This is a genomic window from Gimesia benthica (assembly GCF_009720525.1).
Classification (GTDB): domain Bacteria; phylum Planctomycetota; class Planctomycetia; order Planctomycetales; family Planctomycetaceae; genus Gimesia; species Gimesia benthica.
Window position 1 is genome coordinate 6,440,850 of the sequence record NZ_CP043930.1, and the last position, 16,029, is coordinate 6,456,878.

Annotated in this window: 20 protein-coding genes; 4 read left to right on the plus strand and 16 right to left on the minus strand. The window is 48.9% G+C overall.

The genetic code is table 11. From position 1 onward, the window contains the following. Nucleotides 1–42: 42 nt before the first annotated feature. The 3 genes from F1728_RS25030 to F1728_RS25040 are packed head-to-tail and all read left to right on the plus strand — an operon-like array spanning nt 43 to nt 838. On the plus strand, nt 43–402 hold the full coding sequence (locus F1728_RS25030) for an IS5 family transposase (protein WP_145190968.1): 360 nt from the start codon (nt 43–45) through the stop codon (nt 400–402). Continuing rightward, complete coding sequence (locus tag F1728_RS32720; protein ID WP_228030881.1) at nt 293–655, plus strand: transposase; 363 nt, start codon at nt 293–295, stop codon at nt 653–655. The genes F1728_RS25030 and F1728_RS32720 overlap by 110 nt, the downstream gene beginning before the upstream one ends. 21 nt (nt 656–676) lie before the next feature. Continuing rightward, nucleotides 677–838, plus strand: coding sequence for a transposase (locus F1728_RS25040; protein WP_145190973.1), 162 nt, complete (start codon nt 677–679; stop codon nt 836–838). 1,127 nt (nt 839–1,965) lie between these two features. Here the strand turns inward: F1728_RS25040 and F1728_RS25045 are convergent. From F1728_RS25045 to F1728_RS25080, 8 genes are all read right to left on the minus strand, one after another. Then, nucleotides 1,966–2,715 (minus strand): IS110 family RNA-guided transposase, encoded by a 750-nt coding sequence (locus F1728_RS25045; protein ID WP_155366313.1) that lies wholly within the window; start codon nt 2,713–2,715, stop codon nt 1,966–1,968. A 15-nt stretch (nt 2,716–2,730) separates the two neighbouring features. After that, nucleotides 2,731–3,231, minus strand: a complete 501-nt coding sequence (locus F1728_RS25050; protein ID WP_194242516.1) for an IS110 family transposase — start codon at nt 3,229–3,231, stop codon at nt 2,731–2,733. Between the two features lie 613 nt (nt 3,232–3,844). Then, nucleotides 3,845–4,321, minus strand: a complete 477-nt coding sequence (locus tag F1728_RS25055; protein WP_155366315.1) for a sigma-70 family RNA polymerase sigma factor — start codon at nt 4,319–4,321, stop codon at nt 3,845–3,847. Between the two features lie 101 nt (nt 4,322–4,422). Further along, nucleotides 4,423–5,079 carry a hypothetical protein gene (locus F1728_RS25060; protein ID WP_155366316.1) on the minus strand — a complete coding sequence of 219 codons (657 nt, stop codon included), beginning with the start codon at nt 5,077–5,079 and terminating at the stop codon, nt 4,423–4,425. Between the two features lie 85 nt (nt 5,080–5,164). Further along, nucleotides 5,165–6,397 (minus strand): recombinase family protein, encoded by a 1,233-nt coding sequence (locus F1728_RS25065; protein WP_155366317.1) that lies wholly within the window; start codon nt 6,395–6,397, stop codon nt 5,165–5,167. Continuing rightward, the gene (locus tag F1728_RS25070; RefSeq protein ID WP_155366318.1) at nt 6,390–6,653 is read right to left on the minus strand and encodes a hypothetical protein; all 264 of its coding nucleotides are present in this window, start codon (nt 6,651–6,653) and stop codon (nt 6,390–6,392) included. The genes F1728_RS25065 and F1728_RS25070 overlap by 8 nt, the downstream gene beginning before the upstream one ends. A gap of 485 nt (nt 6,654–7,138) precedes the next feature. Then, nucleotides 7,139–7,819: a hypothetical protein gene (locus F1728_RS25075; RefSeq protein ID WP_155366319.1), complete on the minus strand. Its 681-nt coding sequence runs from the start codon at nt 7,817–7,819 to the stop codon at nt 7,139–7,141. A gap of 101 nt (nt 7,820–7,920) precedes the next feature. Then, on the minus strand, nt 7,921–8,466 hold the full coding sequence (locus F1728_RS25080; RefSeq protein WP_155366320.1) for a hypothetical protein: 546 nt from the start codon (nt 8,464–8,466) through the stop codon (nt 7,921–7,923). A 185-nt stretch (nt 8,467–8,651) separates the two neighbouring features. On the opposite strand from F1728_RS25080, the gene F1728_RS25085 reads away from it, so the two are divergent. Then, entirely contained in the window at nt 8,652–10,202 is a 1,551-nt protein-coding gene (locus F1728_RS25085) for a tyrosine-type recombinase/integrase (protein ID WP_155366321.1), read from the plus strand. On the opposite strand, the gene F1728_RS25090 is transcribed toward F1728_RS25085, so the two are convergent. The 8 genes from F1728_RS25090 to F1728_RS25125 all read right to left on the minus strand — a co-directional run bounded on the left by F1728_RS25090 (nt 10,147) and on the right by F1728_RS25125 (nt 16,005). Continuing rightward, a complete protein-coding gene (locus F1728_RS25090; RefSeq protein WP_228030342.1) occupies nt 10,147–10,833 on the minus strand; it encodes a ThiF family adenylyltransferase in 687 nt (228 codons plus the stop codon). The two genes, F1728_RS25085 and F1728_RS25090, sit on opposite strands and share 56 nt — an antisense overlap. After that, nucleotides 10,830–11,393, minus strand: a complete 564-nt coding sequence (locus F1728_RS25095) for a hypothetical protein (RefSeq protein ID WP_194242517.1) — start codon at nt 11,391–11,393, stop codon at nt 10,830–10,832. The genes F1728_RS25090 and F1728_RS25095 overlap by 4 nt, the downstream gene beginning before the upstream one ends. After that, nucleotides 11,380–12,222 (minus strand): hypothetical protein, encoded by an 843-nt coding sequence (locus tag F1728_RS25100; protein ID WP_155366323.1) that lies wholly within the window; start codon nt 12,220–12,222, stop codon nt 11,380–11,382. The genes F1728_RS25095 and F1728_RS25100 overlap by 14 nt, the downstream gene beginning before the upstream one ends. Before the next feature lie 299 nt (nt 12,223–12,521). Continuing rightward, nucleotides 12,522–12,746 carry a MoaD/ThiS family protein gene (locus F1728_RS25105; protein ID WP_155366324.1) on the minus strand — a complete coding sequence of 75 codons (225 nt, stop codon included), beginning with the start codon at nt 12,744–12,746 and terminating at the stop codon, nt 12,522–12,524. Between the two features lie 223 nt (nt 12,747–12,969). After that, on the minus strand, nt 12,970–13,185 hold the full coding sequence (locus tag F1728_RS25110) for a hypothetical protein (RefSeq protein WP_155366325.1): 216 nt from the start codon (nt 13,183–13,185) through the stop codon (nt 12,970–12,972). A 97-nt stretch (nt 13,186–13,282) separates the two neighbouring features. Beyond that, a complete protein-coding gene (locus tag F1728_RS25115) occupies nt 13,283–13,531 on the minus strand; it encodes a hypothetical protein (RefSeq protein ID WP_155366326.1) in 249 nt (82 codons plus the stop codon). Between the two features lie 10 nt (nt 13,532–13,541). Further along, nucleotides 13,542–14,483, minus strand: a complete 942-nt coding sequence (locus F1728_RS25120) for a hypothetical protein (RefSeq protein ID WP_155366327.1) — start codon at nt 14,481–14,483, stop codon at nt 13,542–13,544. Between the two features lie 25 nt (nt 14,484–14,508). After that, entirely contained in the window at nt 14,509–16,005 is a 1,497-nt protein-coding gene (locus tag F1728_RS25125; protein WP_155366328.1) for an AAA family ATPase, read from the minus strand. Between the last annotated feature and the right edge of the window lie 24 nt (nt 16,006–16,029).

Consider the following 16,029-nt stretch of genomic DNA (forward strand, 5'->3'; position numbering starts at 1 on the left):
TACTGTTTAGTGAGGATTATGTTTTCTCAAGGATGAGAACCGATGGTCAGGCGTCATGAGCTTACTGCTACTCAGTGGGAAGCGATTCAGGAATATTTGCCAGGCAAGGCGAGCGATCCGGGACGCACTGCGGTGGATAACCGGCTCTTTGTTAACGCAGTTCTGTTTGCTCTGAAGACCGGAATTCCGTGGGAAGATCTCCCCGGGCGGTATGGCAAACCGAATACTGTCTGGAAACGGTTTGATCGCTGGTGTGCGAAGGGAGCTTGGGAGCAGGTCTTTCGAGCCCTTGGTGAGGAAGAACTGGAACAGGAACCCGCAGAAGTTCATCTCGATTCGTCGATCATCAAGGCACACCAGACCGCTTCGACTGGCCGCCGGGAACCCACTGAAAAAAAGTGATGCCGACGAACGACGCTGTCTCGGCCGAAGTCGCGGAGGATTGACAACAAAAATCCACGCCGTCACTGGTGAGTGTGGGAAATTAGTTCATTTTCTGCTCACTGCCGGGCAACGAGGTGATGCTCCACAAGGCGAACGACTTCTTGAGAATATTAAGCCAGGAGAGGTAGGCGTCATCGTGGCAGATACCGCTTATGACTCCGATTCGATTCGCCAGCATGGCAGGCGGTTGAAAGCAAAAGTTTGCATCTAACCGAATCCAAGTAGAAAGGTCATGAAGCGATTTGACTGGATGATCTACAAACATCGCAACCAGACTGAACAGTTCTTTGGCAGAATCAAACGCTGCCGACGTGTGGCGACTCGTTACGAGAAAAAAGCCACCGACTTCGCCGGCTTCATCTGGCTGGAAGCACTCGTTACCGATATCATTTGAATGTCCGTACTATCTAGTGGTAGGGCTGGTCTTTCCCTGCTCTCGAAATTCTTGTTTGCCCACTCTAAACCACGATTTGCTGCATTGAAATTGCAACACAATCTCCCGTGTCATTAAACCGACTGCCTATGCTTTCAGAACTTCGAGGAGGCGTTCTTTGAAATAAATCAACATGTGAAATGTTCCATGAAATGAGACTTCACCAGTCTACCTGACTTACCGCATTCTCGCTAGAGTTAAATGTGATGCGCTCTTGAAGATCTGCAAACGACGTTGCACTCGCTTCCGGATCTTCGTTCTTGTGATCCCCTGCTCTGAACCTCGTCCCAAAGCTGATTTTGCCTGAGTCCTTTTGTACGTGTTTCCAGTAATTAGCCCCGCAGCGATGACAGCGGAATAGATGGTGCTGCGGGAAGTGCAGGGAACCGGCCTGGGCTTCCGCCTGGGACAACATGGTGTTGTTATAGTGCTCGCGGGTTGATGAGTCTGTCGAGACAAAGATACCAGCAGTCCCAACCACATCAGAAAGTATTCTCGTATCCCACCCTGTATATGACACTGTGACGATGCTATACGCGAATGCTTTCATTTCACAATAGAGAGCTTCATCTACTGTCAGGTAAATGGTTTATGTCATTGTTACAGAGTCTGTTGGGATCGTCAAAAATCGTCCCCTAAGCGTTCCAGACCCTATATTGCGGTCAAAGCATCGCGAAGATTGGATAAATTGAACCAGGGACTTGGATGCAGCTTAGATTACATTCATGACCTAAGAAACCAGCCATTAGTATCCACGGACGCCGAATTCGGGATAGATACCTCTGAGAAATTCAAGTCGCAATTTTATAATCTGGTTTGGTACAATGATTTTGTCCAGTGAAGCAGAGTTCGGCTCTGCGGGGACGCAACCGAACAAGGAATAACTGGACCGACGATGCGCAGAAGCGCGTACGGTTTCCGATGAGGTCACTCCTGGTCGGAAGCCGTTTTCCTGATGATCATGATTCGTTTCGGACATCGGAGTGATGCCTTAAAAATCCAAGCTTGCTTTCTCCGCATTACGGTTTGCGATAGATAAAAAAAATGCATGAGCCGGGATCAGTCCGTCAGGACGATCCCGGCTCATGCTATTTGTCTGATCGAGTAGATTTATCTTTCTTGACTGGGCGGTACAGTTCTTCAACAAACATCATCACATCCTTTTCAATTAACATGCGGCGTTCTCCGTCGGGAACTTGATCCAGGGATAATGAATCCGTGAATCCAATTTCGTCGTAGACTGCCGTCAGACCATCTCCTGCCTTCGCTCTCGCAGCCGAAGGAGTTCTTCGTTGTTCCTGCCGATACTTACGATCCAGATCCGTGAACTTTTTTGCCATCAGCATAGGTTTGGCATATCGGTAAGGTTCATTCTGTTTGAGCATCTGCCAGGCGATGGTTACCAGTTTTCGTGCTAAAGCCATGATTGCTACCTGACGTGGTTTGCGTTTCACCAGCCGGCGATAGAATGCTCCCAGTGGACCTGGGTGACGCGATACATGCTGGCAGGCCTGAGTCAGCAGCCAGCGGCAGTGGGGATTTCCCATCTTTGTAATTCTTCCGTGATAGCACTTATTTCCTGACTGTCGTGTTGATGGCACGAGTCCCAGATAAGAAGCGGCATGATTGCCATCACAGAAACGCTCAATATCACCGATCGCAGCCAGTAGTCCCACAGCAACGACATGGCTCACTCCAGGAAGTGTCATCAGGAGCCGGACTCTGGAATCATTTCGAGCGATCTCAACGAGACGCTGATCGACAATCTCGAGTTCCTGGTTGACCTGGGTGATTTGCCGAAGCTGACTGTCCAGCATCAGTCGGTCGACGGGAGACAATTCCAGTGTCTCAAGCTAAGCAACCCCAGTTTTTGACCACAGGTACTTGCAGGGAGGCTTGATCATTAACCGCGCGAGCATTGACTGGACGCGGTTCATATGGCGTCCTCGTCGACTCATCAGGCCATTACGGTGCGTTAACAGAGCACGCCGCGTTTGAGTTGGTTCGTCTGGTTGCCAGACAGACGGCAGGTAGTCACAACGCAGAAGATGGGCCAATACTTCAGCATCGACTTTATCAGTCTTGATTTTTGCTTCTGCGATCGCCCTGGTCTTCATCGGGTTTCCGACAACGACCTGTTTTACGTGGGGACGGATCAGGTCGACAACGGCCCACGTATTTGTAGTTGCTTCCAGGGCCACTCGATCATGCTTCCGGAGTTTCTTTGTTGCGAATTCCAGCAGGACTTCACGCTGACAATTCACTTTGCCCCGTTCCAGAATCTTTCCTTTTCGGTCCGTTATACAAACCTCAATAAAGTGTTTGTGAACATCCAGCCCTATATACCGCATCATACACAACCTCCTCGAATGCTGGATGAGTGGGTAGCAAGAAAACATGGGCCATTCGGCAACTACCTCTTCGAGTTCGTGACTCAACCGGGTGGGCCGCGGGGTGGCCAGTTAAAAAAACGGGTTCGAGACCCATAGCTATCATCGGCCAGCCCCCGAGGTGAATGACCCACTCATACCATAGATTAGGAAAACAGATCGCACCTCGTCCCGTGACCCGGTACCATTAATTACACCCGGTTCTACGGACTCAGGCAACGACTTATTTGCTGACAGTGCGACTTGATTTTCATCATACCCCTTAATGATCTTGAGATCAATCTGTTACTTTATGTTTTCGCTATTACTTAGAGATACTTCATTTCGTCAATGACATCTTTTTGTATATGATCGGGCTCGTTTTCGTATTGACCGGAATCGATACAGAGTTGAAAATTAGCAACGCTATGGTCCCCCTAAGGGGCCAGTCAAGGCCCACTCTGACACAAAGAGCGAGGCTGCTCTATTCGCCTGTTTCTATGCCAGTATAACAGGCAAACAGAACAGCCCTCAAAAAAAGTGATCCACTGATCGTCTTGACAGAAATCATGCTCAGAGACACAAAAGTTGTGACCCCTTATGCTCCCGAAGATTTACGGCGCAGGTCAGGCATGGTCTTACCTTCCGCTTCGAAGGACATTTTCAAATAACGGCGGACTGTGACATCAGAACAATCCATTATCTCACTTATTTCTTCCAGAGAATTACCTTCGTCAAGTAATTTACGAGCCTTTACAGATATCGCTTTCTGCAGCTCTTCCTTCGTCGGCATAGAAAGACCATCCTGCGCGTAACTCCATTCCAAAGCCTTGTCGATGGTAGGAGGAGAGCAGTCAAACTCTCCTGCCAGTTTTAACTTTGACCAACCGGATTCCCATAAAGGTCGCGCTTCAGGACCTATTTTAGAGAGATCAAACTTGGGAGGCCGCTTTCCGCCGCACTGAAGCTTGACATTATCTTTTGCTTCAGGATGTGTCTCCAGATAGTATTCAACAGCTGCCCGCGCCGTGGGAGGTGTGACGTCGAATTCATCAGCCAGTTTAGCATACGGCAACTCTGCTTCCTGACGTCGATGAAAGACCTCAGGAGCGTAAATCTGATACCAGTGTTTATCACGGGGGACATCAAATTTGATTTCTTCAAACCATTCTGGTCCTAAACCTGAAAACGTTCAGGATCTGCGGCAAATGCCGCCGCTGTATCCAGTTCCTTGCCTTCGGGGCCGATTGACTCTACCCGTAGTTTCGCGCGGCGTCGAGGGGTTGCCTGATGTTCCTGCCGGTCGATAGTAGCTGAGTCCCCTCCGCCTTCTGAATCAATGGAATTATACTTCATAAATTCTAGGCATTGTGGAAGAGATCCCAGTCGACACATCTTCATTTTAACATGTCCATCTCTGAAACATTCTATCCGGTCAATGTGTAGTGATAATTCCAAATTACCCCGAGTGGCATTTTCACCAGCCAACACTTCGTCTAAACGGTTCAGGCTTTCGACAACAAGATCAGGATTGAGCAACTCTGCCATGTACTCCTCTCGTTTCTGTCGCCGTTCAATTTGTATCTGAATATCACTCTCTCTACTTTCTGCCCGCTGATAATCCAAATGAATTTCGTCACGAATAGATTGTGGAAGGTTGGGATCGGCTAAAGAAATTCTCCAACCTTTTTTCTGATTAGATATGCGCTCAAGCTCGTGTAACAGAGAATCCACACGGCCCGAATCATTCTTGAACATATTTTCGAGCTCTTGTTGAATTTCATGTTTAATTACTGGGTACCATTGTGAATTGATTAAACTATCGATATTCATTGCGATTCTCCTTAATACAAGAATCATTTCAAAAAAAGAAGCTACGATGGTATAACCATCCCATCGTAGCCAGAATCAAAGATCATCAGGATGATGGAAACAGACGGCTCTTGATGGCATCTACTACCATTTGACGAAGCCACTTCTCCGGAATCGTTTTCTTGTTGGAACAGATCCCGGCCTTATGCCCTGGGCAAGCGTAAGACGTATATTTGCGTATTTCATTATCCTTCGTGACATATCGTCCTCCACTATTCGGAACCATAGACCTGTTGCAATGACCACAGCGAACCAGACCTGTCAATAAATAACTAAGTGTCATACCGGGAGCAGGCGCTTTGATTTGCTTGTCCGATTGCGGTGTGGTTTCAGCCAGTGCAGCTTTCCGTAACTGTCCCCGAGCTTTTCTTATTCGCCTAACTCGATCAAATACATCGTGTTCCACAATTGGCGTGCAATAGTCATCGATACACAGCTGTTCTTCGACAGGGATCTTTTCAATGACTCGACAATCACTGATGATGTCTGTTGTGACCTTGGGCCAAACCATTTTTCCAATGTAAATTTCATTATCAAGCCATGAACCTACAGTGGAACCATGAAACGGTTTTTGATGCTCTGACACTTCCTCATGATTATTGAGAAATTTGCATAAGCGGTCTTGTCCCCAACCGGTCTCATCAGCCTTCCGGAATAGTAATACTATGGTCCTTGCCGTTTCAGGATCAGGAACGATAATACTGTAAGAGTGAGAATGACCATTGGCGTCTTCTTGACGGGTTTCGAGTTGATAACCAAATGGGGGTTTACCACCTGACCAGCGACCTTGCGAAATTGCATCCCGTTTACCTCTGAAAACACGATGAGCTTTTGTTTTTCCTTCTTCGACGGCGCGTATTTCTTCCATAGAATTGTAAATACGTCCTTGAGGAGTGTTGGGATCTCCAAAATAGGATTTTGCATCCAGGATCAACACCCCATATTTGTTATACAAATCACGACGGATCTCTTTCAGGTCGTCCACTCTTCCAAATCGGTCAATATCATCAACCAGGATGACATCAGGACTGATAACGCCTGATTTGATATCAAAAAGCATTTTCTGGTAACCAAGCCGTTTTCTGAGCAACCGCCCTGAAATACCATCGTCACGATAATCTGCCAGATGATTCCAATGGTTGTATCCACATCTTCCCAATGCAAGATCGATAGTAGTAAATTGCTGATCTGGACTTGAAGGGTTCTGGTTAGGGTCGCTCATACGACCGTAGCGAATGTAGTTGATTGATTTCCTGAAGTCATACTGTGATCTAATCATAATCTTTTCCCTTTTGATTATGTTGTTCGATCTTTTGCCATAAATCTCTGGCAATTGATCTGGCGATAAATTTGACTAACCTCTGATGTCGTCTTTTTCTTACCTCTGTCGCTAATAGGACCTGCTGGTCAGGTGAAAGACCAGTCGGAAAAGGAAACTCTCCTTCAGCGACCAGGTTTGCCACTCTGTCCAGCTTTTCTGGAGTTGAAAGTAGATCAGCATTATGGTTGGTCGGTTTGTAAATAGAGTCACTCATGTCTTCTCCTTGCAAAGAAAAGAATCTGGAGTGCCTCTCCAGATTCAAAATGTAGAATCTTGTGTTCACAAACCTCTTACAAAGCTGCGATATTTTTGTAAGAGTTTGGAGTCAGATACAGAAAATGAATCTTTTCTGAGAGGATAGAAAATCACACTGAATCCGTGTAGATAGCGAGATAAATGCCAGATTAACAACATTCAAATTGAGCAGTTGAGTCGCTCGCTACAAAGAATAAGCGGCATAGCAAAAGATCTCTGTAAGAGACTTGAAGGGATCGAAAAGAAGAGATGCGCACGGTAAATATCGGCACCAGGCGTATTCTGGCTGTCTCCATCAGTGGCTATTTCGATAGTAAATCAATTGGTTACATGGCACTGCGGGACGAATAAGGCAGGATTTTATAATATGAACTCGAATGTCTTTGAGAATCGATACTATTGATGCCAAATGTGTTTTTTAATTTAAAACAAGTTTACTACTTCTCAAAAAATGTGTATTTGGGATGAATCCAATTTGAGAATATAGGTCTTGCTCTCCCTGCCTTTTTGCACCATTTTCCAGAGTGTGACAGGAAGTTGTTTTTTTAATCGGTTCCAGGCAGTTCCCATCGCTGAACCAGACACATCAGCATCAGGATATAAATCTATTTCTCCGACGCAGGAATGTCTTCTTGCATTTTGGCCTAACAAGAGCAATAACTCCCATAATTTCCCCTTCATCCCATTTAGGATGACTCTCTTTTCCCAGTATGCTTTTCCCTCGGTAGTAATTAACACTAAACCGCCGGTCGCGATTGCTTCTTCTACGGCATCAGTCCGCTGTTCATCTTTCCCGTATAGATCTTTCAACTCTCCCAAAGCATGGGCAATCCGGTCTGTTGTTTCTTTATTCAGGAATGCAGTCAGCCTGTTTCTAATAGAATCAATTTCGTGGTTCAGTAATTTATCAGGGAGTGATAGCCAGCGCAGTTCAGGTTTCAGTCCAAAAGCGGCGTAGATTTGAGTAAGTATGATCGCTGAGTTGATTAAACGATTCTTTTTCCCGCTTTTTAACAGATGTTGACATTCCGACCAGTCGGCATCCAGTTTCTTCCACTCGTTTTCAAGTTGATCGACTAATTGTTGATAGGGGCGTCCTGTTGCTTTGATGGCTTTTTTAATCATGCCTCTTGCTTTAAACAAAAGTTCATACCATTGCCGGGTCCGTTCCAGTAAACAGCGGACGATATAATTTCCCACAGGATCCAACTCATAATTAAATGCAATTATAAGTCCACCACGTTGGACTTTTTTCCATCAACATCCTTAGAGAATTCCTGTACTGGGCCAAAATAATCTGAGCTGTTTACTAAGGGTAAGTCGCTGATTTGAGACAGATATTCAACTTGGGACAAGACAATTTCTAAATCATTGGATTTACCAATTATTCTTTTCAAAGAAGTCGTCCCTCCAGCAGTTATCTCGACAGTCTCTTCGCTAACGTAGTCTCGGGAAGGATTCTGGTCCTCCAGGTTTTTACCAACCAGTTCTTCCTTTCTTAACTGTGATAAGGTTTTAGCACATTTCAGGATGCCCTGTTCCAGCGAATCGATCAGTTGACGTTCCGGTGTGTCTGCTCCGGGATTCAACGCAATCAGTGGCCAGTTTGCATATTCTTGAAACCTTAGACGTTGGCTATATTCTTCAACAGCAGGACAGGCGTCATTCCTGAGCCAGGCCAGAAGTTTTTCCCTGGGAAAGTTAAACCTAGGTATATCCGCGTCCGGAAGTATATCCTGATATCTACGTACTGCCAGTTTCCAAGAGTCCATAGTATTGTTGTAATACTCCCCAGGCTGATCTTTAAATATGTTTAATCTGTTTCCAAACTCTTACAAATATTATGGCGTTTTGTAAGCGAGTTGTGAACGCCAATTTTTAAGCTGATCCCGACTGATGGGTTTCATTGGAAGAAACCTGTTCAATATCAAAATTCAAGGGCAGTTTAAAGACACGTATGATGGTTCGTAAAAAAGACGACATCCAACCAGAAGACTTTTCCCAGAAACAGGTAGAAGCTGATACGAAAAGTTCGACCTGGTGTGAGAAATATAAAACCAAGCATCGCTGGATTCGTATCGAGAAATTCCCGGACGGGATCGATCCACCTCAAAAGGTACGCATTTATAGACAAAACGACTACTTTCGGCTTCAGTTCTGGGACCCTGCTGCAAAGAAAAACCTCACAGAACGGGTCGACGGTGATCTGGTGACCGCTATCTTTCGCGCCCGGGAAATTGAGGAACGCCTCAAACACTTCCGCTCATCTGGTCTGGGGAGAGGGAAACTGAAGCACCAGAGTCTTCTGGACCTCTATCAAAGTCACTTACAACGTCGAGCCGATGCCGGTGAAATCGCTCCGAAAACAGTCAGACGATACGCTTCAGCTCTGGAACATTATCATACTTTTATTCAACAACCACTGATAACGACGGCATACCCATCTATCACTAATGTCAATCGTGATTTGGTTTTACAGTTTCAAACATACTTAAAGAATTTGCAGGTTTCTTCCAATGGGCATCCCAACACGCAGAAGCAGACAATGTCCTCGGCTGATTACGTACTGGATGTGGTCCGGGGGATGTATATCTGGGCGGCCGACCCGGATCGTGGAAATCTGATGCCATCAGGCTTCCGAAATCCCTTTCAGGGAAAAGTTCGTCAGTCGGCTTCGGTTGCCCCTGATCTGTTCGGAGAGCCCGACATTACAATTCTGATGGTGGTTGATTTTTTGAAAAAGTGCGACAGCTACCAACTTCACCTGTTTGTGTTATTGATTTTTTATGGTCTGAGGGCTTCGGAACCGTGCTTTCTTTTCCGAGAAAACCTGACTTCAGATGGATGGTTAAAGGTGATTTGCCTACCTCAAATCAGTTATACGACAAAAGGCAGGCGTGATAAGAGGTTACCTTTGCTGGAACCGATCCGGGCGATTCTGGAGGGTGGCTCTGAAAATACAGAAACAGGATTGTTGATTCGGCGTCGTGCTGTTTTTGAAGGTTCTGAACAGCCGCCTTTATTGGATCAATCGCTGGAGCAGTTAACAAAAGAATATTCGCGCCGTTGTCAGAAGACTGCAAATCTCACTGCAGAGCAAGGAATGCAGATACGGGATCAGTTGCTCCACGACGCAGGTGGGATTAAATACGACCATATTGAGAATGAGTTTCATCGCCTGGCTGGCCAGCTATCCTGGCCAGCCAAGGCAACTCTCAAAGATTTCCGTCATCTATTCAGCACGGCCATGATGAATGCCGGGATGCCAGAATATTATCGGAAGTACTTGATGGGACATGCTGTCAGCAAGGCAGCAATTACCAATTACACCCATCTCGACCAGTTACGGGAACGTTACCTGGAAGCCAGTCAACGACAGTTCCAGCCAATTATAGCTGCGGTAACAAAACGCAAAGCAGAACTGAAATCAGCGGCTGAAGCTTCAGTACGTTCTACATTTCCGGAGATGGATCAGGCCCCAGGATCAACTCGCTTGCGAGCAGGCTGACGGTGATGTTCCGATCCAGGGGTAACATGCGTAGCCAGCGTGTGAACTGGTGCAGCATTAAGCCTGCAGCGATGTTAGCGGTGTAGATTGTACTTTGTGCTGTGCAGCGACCAGTTTGGGCTTCGGACTGGTGGAACAAAGTCGACTCATAGTGATTGTCGGCGTTGTGGGCAGCCACTGAGAGAACACGAATCACTTCACCCAGCATACGGCCATCTACAAATAGCTGGCAGTGAGAGGATGCAGAACGCCAGATCGCCGCTCGCGCAGAGATGGAATCCACACAACAGAAGACAGCCTCTCCCACAGGTAAAGTAGCACGATAACGATCAGGAGTCACCGTTACCTGAATTGATTCATCAAGCTCCTGAATGGATCTGGCTGTCGCGTCCACTTTGGCCTGCCCTAGATCCTGGCCCCGGTATCCCTGAGTCGTGATATTAGTAGACTCCACACGATCAAAGTCAATCAGCTGAATCCGCGGTGTCCCGATTGCTGCCAGTTGCAAGGCCACCTGACGACCAATGGCTCCCACTCCAATAACAGTCGCCGTCAGCTGAGAAAGCCGTTCCGCCGGGATCAGGTCACTCTGTCTCTGGAAACGATTCGTAGTCACATTTAATGTAATCAAATCTGTTCTCCTTTCAATTCGTATTCAGCAAAGAGCCAGTCCTCTTCCCAGTCAAAGTCTGCGGCCCGTTCAAACTCAGACTGGAACAGGCGACGATTCTGTTGCGGATGCACGTGCGTTAAATATTCATCATCCCAACGTTCTGGATCGCATCCGGCAAATGTTTGAGAGTAATCCCGTTTCACTGAAATCTCGTATTCGGCCGTGGGACCCACATTAAATTTCAACCGGGCATATGTTCGCCCTGTCCGCGCCAGGATAAACATCACGGCCCAGTCGGATCGTCCAAAGACGCGATCAAAAGTTTCTTCATCAGTTTGACTCGGCAAGGGGCAATTTCCCGGATGCGTATGAATCCAGATTCGACCAAACTGCTCAGGACGCAGACCGGCATCCACTTGATCGTCAAAGAAATTGGCCACCGCCGCATCGTCGAAGGTCACATGGGCTAACGAGCAGGTCTGCTCCACAAGCTGCAGGTCCTGTACCAGTAGCAGATCGTCCTCAGTAGTAATCCCGAAGCCTCCGACTTCGGTGTTTCCATAATCACGCAGGTACAACAGTTTCGCCCAGGCAGTCGGGCTGAACCGCAGTTGCGGTAACCGGGATTGCTGCTGAGTCAGGGTTTTCCGGTAATTCTTCATTCGTTTCTTCGAGTTCTTCTGCATCACAATCAGAGCACCTTTCATTTTCAAGTAAACAGCGTTGGCAACAGTCGGCACGACACTGTACGCACTGTTGCAGACAGGACGAACAGCACTGGCCGTGACAGCTATCGCAATACGACAAACACTCATGGCAAAATGGACAATCGCAGTCCAAACAGTCCTTGGCACACCCCGTGCAAAGTGTGATTTCACAGTTGTCACAGCGTGTCTGCTGGTTGGCTGCGATCACATCAGCGCACTCGGTACATTCAACGCTGTCCCAGTCACTGAGCGCCACATAGGGGCTGTCGGAGTTATAAGTTCGTAACAGGCTGGCCACCATCGTGAAAAAATCAAACAGCCGTCCCTGTTCCAGCGACCGGCGTATGACATGCCGTCCGTCTCCTTCACAAACCACATCCGACTGAACGTGTGGATGTGTGACACAGTCATTGGTAAACGCCGGATGGGGGTCCTTGGCGATCACCCGATACGGGGCCCCGTTATCCATTTTCAGATTTGCATAATTGAGATGAATCTCAAATGGTCCCAGATAGACGCCTTCCAGTTCAATTGGTTCAGTGCTGACGGAAATGCTTTGTTCACGGAGATCCAGTTGCAGCTCTCCGAATTCTTCTTCTATTGCCAGTAGTTCTGCATAGAGTTCTCGGACAGAGGAATTCTGCTGCCGAGATGCATCAGACGACAATTCACCATGTAAAGTGGTCAGTTGCTGGATCAACTGGGTTACACCTGATTTCAGTTCTCGTTCCAGTTTTGATGCAGCCGAATCCCAGCCTCTGCGTTGTGCTTGTTGGCGTTTCCGTATCAATCGATCACAGTACCACCATGCCTGGAATGGCATTTCATATAATGACGGGGGTCTTCAGATACCAGGCAGTGATGGATTCGACTGGCAGTTCGCCAGAGTCGTTTTCTTGGATGTTTCATAATTCACGTTCTCCCATAAAATAAAAACAGGCTGCCGGAACCGTGATCCCGACAACCTGCCAAAGACGAAACACTTAACTTCAGGGACAACTAACTTATCGCCCCTTCAATCTTCGTCGGCGTTATGGAAATCCGGTCCCCGTCCTGCAACTGCTGGTCCGGAGGACAGGGCTGGCGATTCACGCGAATCAGGTAATCGCGGGCTGCCGCATCTCCCATCTTCTGTTCAAAGAGTTGTGCCACCGTGGTTCCTGCGGGGACATCGATATAATCAGCGAATCCGCCGCCATCGTTGTTGATCAATAAAAGTTTCATAAAAGGCTTTCTGTTTTTGATTAAATTTTGTTAAGAACACACATTGATTGTTTATGTGAGCGGCCATCGTTTGCGACGTCGTTTCCTGCGGCGTGTATTACCTTTCACACCCCGTCGTCCCTTGATGCGACCAGAGTGCAGCGTTTGTCGCAGGGCTGATTGCGAATTCGATCGTGCACTGAGGTCCTCTGGGACAGTTCGACAGCATTCGCTCGTTTGAAGATCAGGCCACCACTGGTTCATGGCGTGCCCCTTGTCGCTCAGAATTCAGTCGATTGGCTTCCAGTTCATCCCAGTCAATTACATAGGGTCCCGACGTTTCGGAATCTGGATCAACCGTTTCATCGGGCTCCGCTAATAAAAAGCCCAGACGTTTCACGGTTGACATGCTTTCGCCGGTTGCCAGGGCAACGGCCCGATTCAATTCTGCCTGTTTCATCAGTTGTCTCCTTTAATACGAAAATGTTTAACAAAAAAAGCCCCAGCCATGCAGAGACGATTCTGCAAGACCGGGGCGTACCGTTGTGAAAATCCAATTACCCGAGGCTGGGGGAAAGCCAGTGCTGCTCCAGCCAGTCCATTTCGGCTTTCAGGGCAGCACTCCGCTGCACGAATGGTCCCAGTTTGGGACCGTCGACAGGGGACAGATCCACCAGCCACTGACCGGCTGCATCCGGTTCGACATACGAACCACGTGAGATGGCCAGTCGACCGAGGGTTGCCAGGTCAATGGCTTCCGAGTAAACGCAGTGCACCGTTCCCTGTGGCGAGATTAAAAGTTGCATGTTGATTACCTCACTTGGGGGTTCGGATAATCTGACGACGCGGGCGGTCGATCAACAGACCATCCAGGGCTGCCTGAACTCCCGACAGCTCAGAGGCTACCTGTTGCCGGAGTGTGTCTCGTTTTCGCAATTCCTGGGGCTGGATGCCCTGCACAATCCCCTGACACTGCGCTACCAGCACATCCAGCTGCTCGTTGGAGCGCACATTCAAGGAACGGAAACGCTCAAAGAACTCGTGCAGGTTGCCGATGGCGGAATCCCGAAAGACTTTGGGACGCCCATCAGCCTGACCACTCAAACGATCCGTCAGATGCGACACCAGCTGTGACAGTTCTCCCAGAAAGGCATCTTCGGCCAGCCTGACTGCCTCTTCAAACCGCGACTGCACCCGCTGGCATTCCTGCTCGTAGAGTTCCGGGTTGAGTTGCCTGAGGTAATCAGGCGGTTCGACGCTGGGAAAGTCCCAGGAAACTTCGAACAGACCGATCAGTGTCATGGGATAATCGTCGTCATTGAAGAGGCTTCCCAGACGCTCCCGGGCCGCTGACTTCAGGGACAGATATTGTTCATCCAACTGTGAGACAGCCTCGTTGAGCTCTTCCGTGAACTGGCGCATCTGCTCCTGAAAAGAATTCAGGGCATCCTGGCGCAGTAACCGTATCCCTGATTCCGGAAAAGGCAGGCTGATTGAAGTCCAGTACGAGCGCACCCGCTGACGGACCGCATTCACGGCTCGGAAACGGGGATGTCCTGTATCCAGCAGTTTCTTGCCCGCACTCAGGAAGGTCCCTTCCGCACCAAACGATTCTGCAGCCTGGGTCTTCTGATCGCGTGTCAGTGACTTGCGTGTGCCGAACCATTCAAAACTGATACGCGTGGCACACATCGTTGATCGCAGCCGATCGATGGGATCGGTGCGGGTATTTACTTCTTCGATAGCAGTCATGGTCATATTAGCTCCTTAAATAGAGTGTGGTTTAGTTTCTGTGAGGATCGCGTGAAAGATTCCGACGCGAACGCGAACCGGATCGCTCGTCATTGCTAAAAACGCCTGACAGTTCGGCAGACAGACAGCGTTTGCTGGCCCAACGTCTGAGACGCGCCACTGATTCGGCGGCCGTGACGGCCACAGGGACCACGTTTTCCGCGGCTTGAACTAAGGGCACATCAAGTAGTGCCGCCAGTCGACAGCAGGCCCGGATTTCCGAACCGGTCCAGTGCCGGTCGTCTGGCAAACGTTGATCGGACGTAAGCCCAAACAGATCACGGTACAGACGCCAGATAGCCTGCTTCTGTTCATCACCAGGTAAATCCAGAAAGAACAGCGCATCAAAGCGTTCAGCCCGCACAAACTCCGGCGGTAGTTTCGAAATATCGTTTGCAGTGCAAACTACAAACACGTCTGAAGTATGGTCGTTGAGCCAGCCCAGCAGTGTTCCCAGCATGCGGGTGGAGACACCGCTGTCAGACTGTCCGGAAGAGGCAGAGCCACTCAGCCCTTTTTCGACTTCATCGATGAACAGGATGGCGGGCTGCATGGCATCGACGATCCGGAGGGCTCGTCGAGTTCGCTCCTCTGTTTGCCCGACCAGCGCGCCCATCAGAGCCCCGACGTCGAGTGTCAGCGTGGGACGTCCCGTTTCCCTGCCGAGTGCTTTGGCAAACGCGCTTTTACCGGTTCCCGGAACTCCCAGTAACAACACGCCTCTGGGACGAACAGGTGTCGCATCCTGGGTTCGGGGACGGAGCGCACGCAGACAGAAGGCTTTGAGGGCTTCCAGACCGCCCAGACCAGTAAACGATTCTAACCCCTGGTGCAACGATAACAGGCCGCTTTTTAGCAACGTCTGGGATTTCAGTTCCAGTACGACCGAGGCTTCGATTCGGCCATGGCGTACCAGGGAGAGACTGAAAGCCCCTTCCGCTTCATAACGAGTCAGGCCCGAGGCAGCGTCCAGGACACGCTCCAACTCAGGTCCCTCCGGCAATTCTCCCGCTTCTGTGGCGATACTGCGGGCGATTTCTAGCAGCTGACCCCGATCAGGAAGATCATGTTCCAGGCAGACGAACAGTTTTTCCAGTTCTGTCGGGATCTGGACCAGGCTGGAAAGAACAACAATATATGTCCGTGCCTGTTTTCCCAGATTGATCTGTTGTGTCAGCGCCTGAATGATTTCGGGGGAGTTGATGAACCGATGGAAATTCTTGAGGACCAGCAGCGTGGGGCGACCCGGATCGGCCTGACTACTCAGACTGTGAATGGCAGCCAGAGGATCGGGGAGCGATGTGTTGCCGTTATCGACAAGTTCCGTTCCCTGCAGTCCCCGGTCAATGTCCCAGGAGAGTAACCGCCAGTCTTCACTGTGGCAGAGCCGGGACATTTCCAGCAACGCCTCGTCGTGTTCGTGACTCTGAATCCAGATACCAGTAAAGCAGGCGCGTATGTTCTCAGTCAGTCGTTCGGATAGTAACATAGAAGTTTCCTTGATGGTTTGAAA

Coding starts and splice junctions, on each gene's coding strand:
- F1728_RS25075 (WP_155366319.1), bottom strand. CDS start 7,819: ATGATTAAAAAAGCCATCAAAGCAACAGGACGCCCCTATCAACAATTA.
- F1728_RS25060 (WP_155366316.1), bottom strand. CDS start 5,079: ATGAATATCGATAGTTTAATCAATTCACAATGGTACCCAGTAATTAAA.
- F1728_RS25040 (WP_145190973.1), top strand. CDS start 677: ATGAAGCGATTTGACTGGATGATCTACAAACATCGCAACCAGACTGAA.
- F1728_RS25070 (WP_155366318.1), bottom strand. CDS start 6,653: ATGAGTGACTCTATTTACAAACCGACCAACCATAATGCTGATCTACTT.
- F1728_RS25080 (WP_155366320.1), bottom strand. CDS start 8,466: ATGGACTCTTGGAAACTGGCAGTACGTAGATATCAGGATATACTTCCG.
- F1728_RS25065 (WP_155366317.1), bottom strand. CDS start 6,397: ATGATTAGATCACAGTATGACTTCAGGAAATCAATCAACTACATTCGC.
- F1728_RS25125 (WP_155366328.1), bottom strand. CDS start 16,005: ATGTTACTATCCGAACGACTGACTGAGAACATACGCGCCTGCTTTACT.
- F1728_RS25030 (WP_145190968.1), top strand. CDS start 43: ATGGTCAGGCGTCATGAGCTTACTGCTACTCAGTGGGAAGCGATTCAG.
- F1728_RS25050 (WP_194242516.1), bottom strand. CDS start 3,231: ATGATGCGGTATATAGGGCTGGATGTTCACAAACACTTTATTGAGGTT.
- F1728_RS25110 (WP_155366325.1), bottom strand. CDS start 13,185: ATGAAACAGGCAGAATTGAATCGGGCCGTTGCCCTGGCAACCGGCGAA.
- F1728_RS25105 (WP_155366324.1), bottom strand. CDS start 12,746: ATGAAACTTTTATTGATCAACAACGATGGCGGCGGATTCGCTGATTAT.
- F1728_RS25115 (WP_155366326.1), bottom strand. CDS start 13,531: ATGCAACTTTTAATCTCGCCACAGGGAACGGTGCACTGCGTTTACTCG.
- F1728_RS25120 (WP_155366327.1), bottom strand. CDS start 14,483: ATGACCATGACTGCTATCGAAGAAGTAAATACCCGCACCGATCCCATC.
- F1728_RS25085 (WP_155366321.1), top strand. CDS start 8,652: ATGATGGTTCGTAAAAAAGACGACATCCAACCAGAAGACTTTTCCCAG.